Origin of the sequence: Bacillus cereus group sp. BfR-BA-01356, from assembly GCF_022663635.1 — a bacterium.
GTDB classification, from domain to species: domain Bacteria; phylum Bacillota; class Bacilli; order Bacillales; family Bacillaceae_G; genus Bacillus_A; species Bacillus_A cereus.
This window is the reverse complement of record NZ_JAKUFX010000186.1, coordinates 1-9,114: the sequence shown is the minus strand read 5'-3', so window position 1 is coordinate 9,114 and position 9,114 is coordinate 1. Positions and strand designations below refer to the sequence as shown.

Below are 9,114 nucleotides of genomic sequence, written 5' to 3'. Positions count from 1 at the left end.
CACCATCGTTTTCAGAAAAAATTAAAGAACCTGAGTCCATACGAATATCGAACTCAGGCTTCTTAACTATGCGTTTTAATTACTGTCTACTTGACAGGGGTCAGTACAAAACGACTTCTTTTTTATTTCAAATATTAGTTGTCATCCATTTTCAGTACAGCCATGAATGCCTCTTGCGGTACTTCTACAGAGCCAACAGACTTCATACGTTTTTTACCTTCTTTTTGCTTATCAAGAAGTTTACGCTTACGAGAAATGTCACCGCCGTAACATTTTGCAAGTACGTTTTTACGCATCGCTTTAATTGTAGAACGTGCTACAACTTTATTTCCGATAGTCGCCTGAATTGGCACTTCGAACTGTTGTCTCGGAATTAATTCTTTTAATTTCTCTACGATTACTTTACCACGGTCATACGCTGAATCACGGTGTACGATAAATGATAAAGCATCCACTTGTTCATTATTTAAAAGAATATCCATTTTCACAAGTTTAGATGGTTTATAGCCAATTAACTCGTAGTCAAATGATGCATACCCTTTCGTATTTGATTTCAATTGATCAAAGAAGTCATATACGATTTCTGATAACGGGATTTCATATGTTAATGTAACACGCGTTTCATCTAAATATTGCATATCAATAAACGTTCCACGTTTACCTTGGCAAATCTCCATTACAGCTCCAACATAGTCATTCGGAACCATAATTGAAGCCTTCACAAACGGCTCTTCTACACGATCGATAGACTGTGGATCTGGCATATTAGATGGGTTATCAACAATAACATCTTCACCGTTAGTTAAATAAACTTTATAAATAACGCTTGGCGCTGTTGTAATTAAGTCAATCTTAAATTCACGTTCAATACGTTCTTGAATGATTTCCATGTGAAGAAGTCCTAAGAAACCACAACGGAAACCAAATCCTAGCGCTTGAGATGTTTCTGGTTCAAACTCAAGGGCAGAATCGTTTAACTCTAATTTTTCTAATGCATCACGTAAATCGTTATAACGAGCAGAGTCAATTGGATACAGACCACAGAATACCATCGGGTTTAACTTACGGTAACCTGCTAACGGCTCTGCAGCTGGACGTTTCGCATGTGTAATCGTATCACCAACGCGTGTGTCACCAACATTTTTAATCGATGCTGCTAAGAAACCTACATCACCTACCGTTAACTCGTCACGTTGCGTAGTTTTCGGTGTAAATACACCTACTTCTGTTACTTCAAATTCTTTACCCGTTGCCATCATACGTACTTTATCGCCAACTTTTACTGTTCCATTTACAACACGGATATAAGCAATTACACCGCGGTATGGATCATATAAAGAGTCGAAAATCATACATTGTAACGGCTCTTCTGAATCACCCGCCGGAGCTGGTACTTTTTCAACAATTTGTTCTAAAATTTCTTCAATACCAATTCCAGCTTTCGCAGAAGCAAGTACCGCTTCTGATGCATCTAAACCAATTACATCTTCTACCTCTTGACGTACACGTTCTGGATCCGCACTCGGTAAGTCGATTTTATTAATAACTGGTAAAATTTCTAAATTATTATCAAGCGCTAAGTATACGTTTGCTAACGTTTGCGCTTCAATACCTTGCGCTGCATCTACTACAAGAATCGCGCCTTCACAAGCCGCTAAACTACGAGATACTTCGTACGTAAAGTCGACGTGTCCTGGTGTATCAATTAAATGAAGAATATACTCTTCACCATCTTTTGCTTTATAGTTTAATTGTACTGCGTTTAATTTGATTGTAATACCACGCTCACGCTCTAAATCCATAGAGTCAAGCAACTGAGCTTTCATTTCACGTTGTGTTAACGCGTTTGTTTTCTCTAAAATACGGTCTGCTAACGTTGATTTTCCGTGGTCAATATGAGCAATAATAGAGAAATTACGGATTTTGGACTGTCTTTTTGCTCTTTCTTCTTTATTCATCTATGTTCTCAACTCCTAATAGTCTCGCCAATATACACTAGCACTGATTATATCAATAGAGCAACAAAGATTCAATGAAAACTCGTGCTGCTTACGATACAAATCATTCTATCTATATCTTATGCGAATAAACCATAAGAGACAAACCCTTTTCAAATTTTAAAACGGCTGTCTTACAAACCAGTAAAACAACCGCCTCCCATGTTACTCTTAGCTAAAAATTCCTTTTATTTTCCCAACAACGATATCCGTTCCGAACTTCGTCATTTCATAAGCTACACTTGCTACTGCCATCCCAATTCCTTCTACAACATTAAAACTTCTTAAACGTTCTAACTGTTGTTGTTTTTCTGAGGCCGAAAACGAGCTACCCAAAATTTCTGATTCAGCACCTGCACTTTCTGTCCCTGTCATATGAGCTATTTGTTCATATGACAATTGCTGATAACCTTTCATACTTTTCAAACCATGATTAGCAAGTGCCACTCCTGCTATCATCATAAGTAAACATAAAGCCACACTACATATACACAAAAGCGTAAAGCGACTCAAACGATAATCATCTGTTCCCCTCAATGTGTATATGCTCCCGTATTATCTTGATCAATTTGATGATGCAGCGCCGCATTTAAACCACTCGCTATTACATTCGCCATATCCTCAATAAAAGTATCTACTTCTTTTGGGGTTACCATTAAATTATGACCAAGAGGAGATAGCACTTCATAAATCAGCCTTCTTTTTTCTTCTTCTTCCAACGTACCAACAGCACCTAAAAACATATTTCTGCTCTTTTCATCCGGCATATCTTCTTCTGTTAATTTTTTCTTTTCTCCAAATGAAAATCCCGCTGGTAACAAAGATCGTGAAGGTTTATTTCCTTCTTTCATCTCTCGGCCGAAATGTTTCAAAATAAAATCAATCGTATCACTTGTAATCGAAACAGCATCGACCACAGTCGGAACACCAATTGCGATAACAGGGATACCCAATGTGTCTTTACTTAGTTCTTTACGTTTATTCCCAACCCCCGATCCAGGATGGATTCCAGTATCAGAAATTTGTATCGTGCTATTTACTCGTTCAATAGAACGGGCAGCTAATGCATCAATTGCAATTACAAAGTCCGGGTTCGTCTTCTCAATAATCCCATAAATAACATCGCTCGTTTCGATCCCTGTAATTCCCATTACCCCCGGCCGAATTGCACTAACAGGCCTAAACCCTTCTTCTACACTTTCAGGCTGTAATTGAAACAAATGTCTCGTTACTAATACATTTTCTACAACTATCGGTCCAAGAGCATCTGGTGTTACATTCCAATTCCCAAGACCTACAATTAAACAGCTTGCTTCTTTTGTAACTCCAACCTCTTCTAAGAAACAAGAAAATTCTTTTGCAAAAATACGCTCCACTTTTTGTTGAAGTTCTGTATCTTGCTGACGTATCCCTTGTACTTCAAGCGTTAAATAATTTCCAGGCTTTTTACCCATCGCTTCAGAGGCAGCTTCATCAATTGTTACTTTTGTAATTATAGTCCCCTCTTCTTCTCTCTCTTTTACAATAACTCCCTGTATCCCTTTTTGTTCTTCTTGGCTTTCTTGCAACATTTGATGAGCTTCTACAGCAAGGTCAGTTCTAATGCTATATTTACTTAAATCTAATGGTTCTTTCATCGTATCTCCTCCGTAATTCATAGTAAATATCGTTAGATTTCCCAAAGTTATATAAGGTCATTCTTTCCTTTACGTGAAATTTCATGGATATACTATTGCAATTCTCTTCACCGTTTGATAGAATATCACTTGTTCTATGTAAGAATCGAGTCATTCGATTGCACCAGGGAGGTGAAAAGTATGGCAAACATCAAATCTGCTATCAAACGCGCTAAACTTAGCGAAGAGCGTCGTGCACATAACGCTTCTATCAAGTCTGACATGCGTTCTGCTGTTAAAACTGTAGAAGCTTTAGTTACTAATAACGATCTTGAAAATGCTAAAGAAGCTTTCAAAACTGCTTCTAAAAAACTTGACAAAGCAGCTCGTAAAGGTCTTATCCACCAAAACGCTGCAGCTCGTCAAAAATCTCGCTTAGCGAAACAAGTAAACGCGTAAGGCGTTTAAAAAACGATCCATTTGGATCGTTTTTTTATATACAAAAAAGTTCATGTACTTAGTACATGAACTTTTTTGTGTCATCACATATGATTTAATCGCATTAAGAAAAACTCGAGCACAAGTTTCTTATCCATCTTTCCCGTCTTCATACTATAATCAGCTTCCGCTAATTCTATAATCACTTTTTTTAATTCTTCAAAAGAGAAAAACTTCGTTTGATTCATTGCCAACTTCACGCGATACGGATGTACACCAATATGAGACGCAATTTGATTTTGTCCATAACCACGTTGCTGTAGCTCTTTCACTTGATACAACAAGCGGAATTGACTCACTAATAACGCAAGCAATTTAATCGGCTCTTCCTGCTGCGTAAATAATCCATCCAAAATTTGCATTGCACCTGCAATATCTTTTTTCACCACTTTTTCTGTCAAAGCGAATACATTTTGCTCAACGGATTTTGGCACAAGCTCTGCAACAAGTTTCGTCGTAATCTCTCCACCCATACCAACGTATAACGTTAACTTGTCCATTTCCTTCGCCAACATTGTTACATTACTTCCCACAAGCTCTAGCAACAAACTAACAGCCGCGTTATCAATATGCACATGCACTTCATCTGCACGAGCAACAATCCATTTCTGAACATCCTGTATTTGCATCGCATTTGCTTCTACTACATCTGCTGTTTTCTTTAATAGTTTTGTAATTTTTTTTCGCTCATCAAGTTTTTCGTAAGGTGCAACAAAAACAAGAATAGAAAATGGAGAAGGTTCACCAATGTATTCTTCTAAAATTTTTATATTTTGCTCTAACTTTTCTTTTTGCGAAGTCAAAAATAACGGTGATTTTATTAACAATACTTTCCGTTCTCCGAAGAAAGGAAGCGTACGCGCATCCTCAACCACATCTTCTAAATACGCTTCTTCTAAATCGTATGTCACAACATTAAACTCTCGATCTTCTTCTTCAAGTGCTTCTGTCGTAATAAGCTTTATCGTTTCATTTATAAAAAAAGCTTCCGTTCCATATAGTAAATATAACGGAGCAAACTGTTTCTTTTTAATTTTTTTATGTATATCACTCATACTTTTTCCTACTCCCTAACTTGGCAATATATATTTATACTAATGCCCTAGCTTTTGTTTTACAAGTACAAAGGAACAGGCTTTATAACCCGTCCCTTTATTTATATTAAACGCCACGCAATAAGCCCCGGGTTTCTTATTGGTGTGCGGTAATCACCTTCCCTTTATTATTCGCAATAAAAATTTGAGTATAAGTGCCAACTGTTAACATGCTTGGAAACGAAAAACTCACATTACTTCATGATTTAAAAGTAGCAAAAAAGCTCGTTTTCTCTTCATATGGAAATTGTAGATTTTTTTCTGACAATATTTTATACTAAAGTGGAATGTTGGGGAGGGATTCTAAATGAATGATTTTGAACAAAACGTTCAAAGTAAACGCAATGACGCTATTGATTCAGGGGTAGGATTTATCGTCTCATTTGGTTTTTTCGCAACACTTTTCATCATTGCAACTGTTATTAAATTTATCGGTTCTTAAAGACTGCCACTTCATGGCAGTCTTCTCTTTTTCATCTATTATGTGTTTTATCATATGTGATTTTACTTTTAAAGGTTCCATTTTCCCCTTTAAAAACATAGGAAATAGCACCTTGCTTGTCCGTGCGCCATATCGCACTCCCCATCTTCTCAAAACGCTCTATCACTTCTTTATGCGGGTGTCCATACCTATATTCTGCTTACCAACAGATATAATCGCTACACGAGGCTGCATGACGTTCAAAAAAGGCTCTATAGATGACGTATTACTCCCATGATGAGCAACTTTTAAAACATCCACTTGTAAATCTGGATATGCCTCTACTAAAATCTTTTCCCCTTCTTCTTCCAAATCGCCTGTAAATAGCCACTTCAACCCTCCAAATTTTGCCCATATTACAATTGAAGCGTTATTTTCGCTTTTTTCTTTTCCTTTTGGAGCTAAAACGAAAAATTCCGCTTCATTTACACTCCAACTCGCCCCTTCCCCCACTTCAGTTATTTTCATTTCCTTTTCTAATGCCTGTTTCTTGACTACTTTTTCTAATACTGCATCTTTTCCCTTTCGGCCAAATACCACTTCTTTTACAGGTATATATGATAATAATTCTTGTGCAGCACCTATATGATCTGCATCTCCATGCGTTACGATTAATTTATCAATTGTTTTAATACCTTCTTTTTGTAAAAAGGGTATTAAAACATCATTCCCAACAGAAAATTCATGCTTTTTTTGTTGCCATTCTTCCTTATTCACACGAAGCGTTCCACCTGTATCAATAAGATAAATCCCTTTATCATACGGAAGGCGAATTAATATTGCATCACCTTGTCCAACATCAATAAATGTTACACTTCCGCTTCCTCTAAAATATGGATATATATAATGACATGTGCTAATAAAAAGAAATACACTTGCAACTATACAAACTATTTTTTTCGGCGCTCTTCTTTCCCAAACCATCAATATGCTGACAATACTCGCGCAATATACAGCTACAAGATTGAGGGGCGTTTCCCCGAAGATAAGCTGGGTAAATGGTAAACTTTCACAATAACTTAGAAAATCATTAGACATACTCAAGCCTATTGATAATACATCGGCAAATCCTTTTGCGAGAAACGGGACAATTGGCATACACAGTAAAATAATAATGCTACATGGTAATACAATGATAGATAAAAACGGAACGTATAAGAGATTGAGGAGAATGCTATATGGAGAAAAATAACCAAAGTGATATAACAAAATCGGAGTACTAACGAGCTGTGAAATGATAGAAATATAAATAGAATTCCGGATTACTCCGTTGCTACTCCCTAACAATAACGGAGCAGACAAAAGTAAAGCGAAGCTACCTACAAAAGAAAACTGAAATCCAATATTAAAAACAAGATAAGGGTCATATATAAGCATGCATATAGCTGTTACACTTAAAGCATCTAAACTAGACAAACGAATCGAGCACATAAAAGCAATCAACATCAAAACTCCTGTTATAGAAGCTCTTATAACAGAGGGTGACGCCCCTGCTAAAACCATATACAAAGGAATACAAACGATAAGGCAAATTGTTGCTACCTCCCTTGTCACACCGCTTCTTAGCAAAATAAAATATACTATTACCATTAACAATACAATGTGCGAACCTGAAATTGCTAACAAATGTACAAGACCAAATTGTTGATATTGCTCTTCCACTTCAAACGTCATTTGTTGTCTATCACCAAATAGTAATGCATTCATAAAAGCACCTGATTGCTCTGGAAACATTTCTGTAACTTTCGAGATTGCTTGTTGCCTCAAAAGAAGAATCCATTGCGTAAGCGACAGTGATGTTTTATAGCATTCAGAAATATATGTAGCCTCAAATGTGAAATGAATATGTTGTTTGTATAAATAATCACGGTAATTAAAACCATGAAAATTCCGAGCTGTTTCCGGTTCTTTCCTCTCACCCTCGAATACACATGATATCCCTGCGTATAATTGTTGCATTTTTTTCTTTTCCAAAGCTGATTTTATTCTATAACTTAACTGCACTATATTTTTATTCTGATCTTCAAATTGAAAAGATAGGCGATCCCCATTAACAAGTGGTGTGTTTTGTATAACCCCTCTTGTAACTCCATAGGACTCCCCTAGAGGCTTATTCCACGTTTGAACATAGGAAGTGTATATAACGCTACTAAAGCACGCTACAATACAAAAAATGAAGGTTTTACGCGAAGTGCGATATAAACAGAAGAAAACATTTAAAAAGAGGCAAAAAACTATCAATAAAAGTGACGAGGAAAAGGCAATTGCAATCCCTATTATAAACGAGATTGCAACATACCCCCATTGTTCTTGCAACTTATACTCACTCCTTATAGCATCATTTTTGCTTTCGTGAATACATGCTGTAATTCTTCCATTGATAAATTATCTTTTTCTAAAGACGCAAATAATTCTTTCAACTCTGTATAACGTTTTTGATCCTCTAATGCAGCAATATCATATTCTAGCGGAACGTGTTTCACTGTTACATTCGCTTGTTCAAATAACTCTATGGCGTATGGATGATTTTTATAATCCTGCGCATAATAAACCGCTGTAATACCACTTTGAATAATTGCCTTACAACATTGTAAACAAGGGAAATGCGTAACGTAAATTTCTGCCTCCTCTGTTTTCGCACCAAACTTGGCACATTGTAATAAAGCATTCATTTCAGCATGAATTGTCCGAACACAATGATTATCGATTACGTAACAACCATCATCTATACAATGTACGCCACCTTTAATTGAACCATTATATCCACCAGCAATAATTCGTTTATCGCGAACGATTGTCGCTCCTACCGCAAGCCTTGTACATGTACTACGCAAAGATAGTAGATGGCTTTGCGTCATAAAATATTGATCCCATGAAATTCGTTCCATATTTTTCACCTACTTTTTTGTCTACTTGTAGTGTAGCGAAAGAAGAAAAACTTCGTCAATCTTTTACGGAATAATAATTTGATCTTTTATCTTTTCAAGAGACTTCGCACCAATCCCATCAATCTCTAATAAATCTTCTATTTTCTGAAACGGACCATGTTCTTCTCGATATTTCAAAATACTTTCTGCCTTTCGAGAGCCAATCCCTGTAATTTTTTCTAGTTGTTCTTTCGCCGCTGTATTTATTCGAATCTTGCCATCTTCCTTAGAAGAAGTAAGCACCCCTTGTTCTGATTCATTTTTACTCGGTATATAAAGGAGCATTTGATCTTGTACAATTTGTGCTAAATTCACTTTTTTCATATCTACTTCTGATAAAAAACCACCAGCCTTTTGAACCGCATCCTTTACGCGATCTCCTTCCTTCATTTCATATACCCCTCGTATATTAATATTTAAGCCCTATCTCAGGCTTAGTTTTACTCTCTAATAAGAGTCCAGTAATAAAGAAAATACTTGGACGTCTCAAGATATTTCTAG

General features: G+C 36.4%; 7 protein-coding genes and 2 pseudogenes. 2 read left to right on the top strand and 7 right to left on the bottom strand.

Translation table 11 applies throughout. The features are described 5' to 3' along the window. Positions 1–134 precede the first annotated feature (134 nt). The 3 genes from lepA to gpr all read right to left on the bottom strand — a co-directional run bounded on the left by lepA (position 135) and on the right by gpr (position 3,634). Entirely contained in the window at positions 135–1,958 is a 1,824-nt protein-coding gene (lepA, locus tag MR168_RS31045; protein WP_001030949.1) for an elongation factor 4, read from the bottom strand. 210 nt (positions 1,959–2,168) lie between these two features. Continuing rightward, a complete protein-coding gene (locus tag MR168_RS31040) occupies positions 2,169–2,534 on the bottom strand; it encodes a YqxA family protein (RefSeq protein ID WP_086411443.1) in 366 nt (121 codons plus the stop codon). Further along, complete coding sequence (gpr, locus tag MR168_RS31035; protein ID WP_000662616.1) at positions 2,531–3,634, bottom strand: GPR endopeptidase; 1,104 nt, start codon at positions 3,632–3,634, stop codon at positions 2,531–2,533. The genes MR168_RS31040 and gpr overlap by 4 nt, the downstream gene beginning before the upstream one ends. A gap of 180 nt (positions 3,635–3,814) precedes the next feature. On the opposite strand from gpr, the gene rpsT reads away from it, so the two are divergent. Beyond that, positions 3,815–4,072: a 30S ribosomal protein S20 gene (gene rpsT / locus MR168_RS31030; RefSeq protein ID WP_001274011.1), complete on the top strand. Its 258-nt coding sequence runs from the start codon at positions 3,815–3,817 to the stop codon at positions 4,070–4,072. A gap of 83 nt (positions 4,073–4,155) precedes the next feature. Here rpsT and holA read toward each other — a convergent pair whose 3' ends face one another. Then, positions 4,156–5,166: a DNA polymerase III subunit delta gene (gene holA / locus MR168_RS31025; protein WP_001279916.1), complete on the bottom strand. Its 1,011-nt coding sequence runs from the start codon at positions 5,164–5,166 to the stop codon at positions 4,156–4,158. 346 nt (positions 5,167–5,512) lie between these two features. Here holA and MR168_RS31020 point away from each other — a divergent pair, with 346 nt between their 5' ends. After that, entirely contained in the window at positions 5,513–5,647 is a 135-nt protein-coding gene (locus tag MR168_RS31020) for a YqzM family protein (RefSeq protein WP_000997609.1), read from the top strand. A 31-nt stretch (positions 5,648–5,678) separates the two neighbouring features. Here the strand turns inward: MR168_RS31020 and MR168_RS31015 are convergent. From MR168_RS31015 to MR168_RS31005, 3 genes and pseudogenes are all read right to left on the bottom strand, one after another. Continuing rightward, positions 5,679–8,002: pseudogene (locus MR168_RS31015) on the bottom strand (DNA internalization-related competence protein ComEC/Rec2). Between the two features lie 14 nt (positions 8,003–8,016). Then, the gene (locus tag MR168_RS31010; RefSeq protein ID WP_000439769.1) at positions 8,017–8,574 is read right to left on the bottom strand and encodes a ComE operon protein 2; all 558 of its coding nucleotides are present in this window, start codon (positions 8,572–8,574) and stop codon (positions 8,017–8,019) included. 63 nt (positions 8,575–8,637) lie between these two features. After that, positions 8,638–9,015 (bottom strand): annotated as a pseudogene (locus MR168_RS31005) (helix-hairpin-helix domain-containing protein); the annotation flags it as partial. Positions 9,016–9,114: the final 99 nt, after the last annotated feature.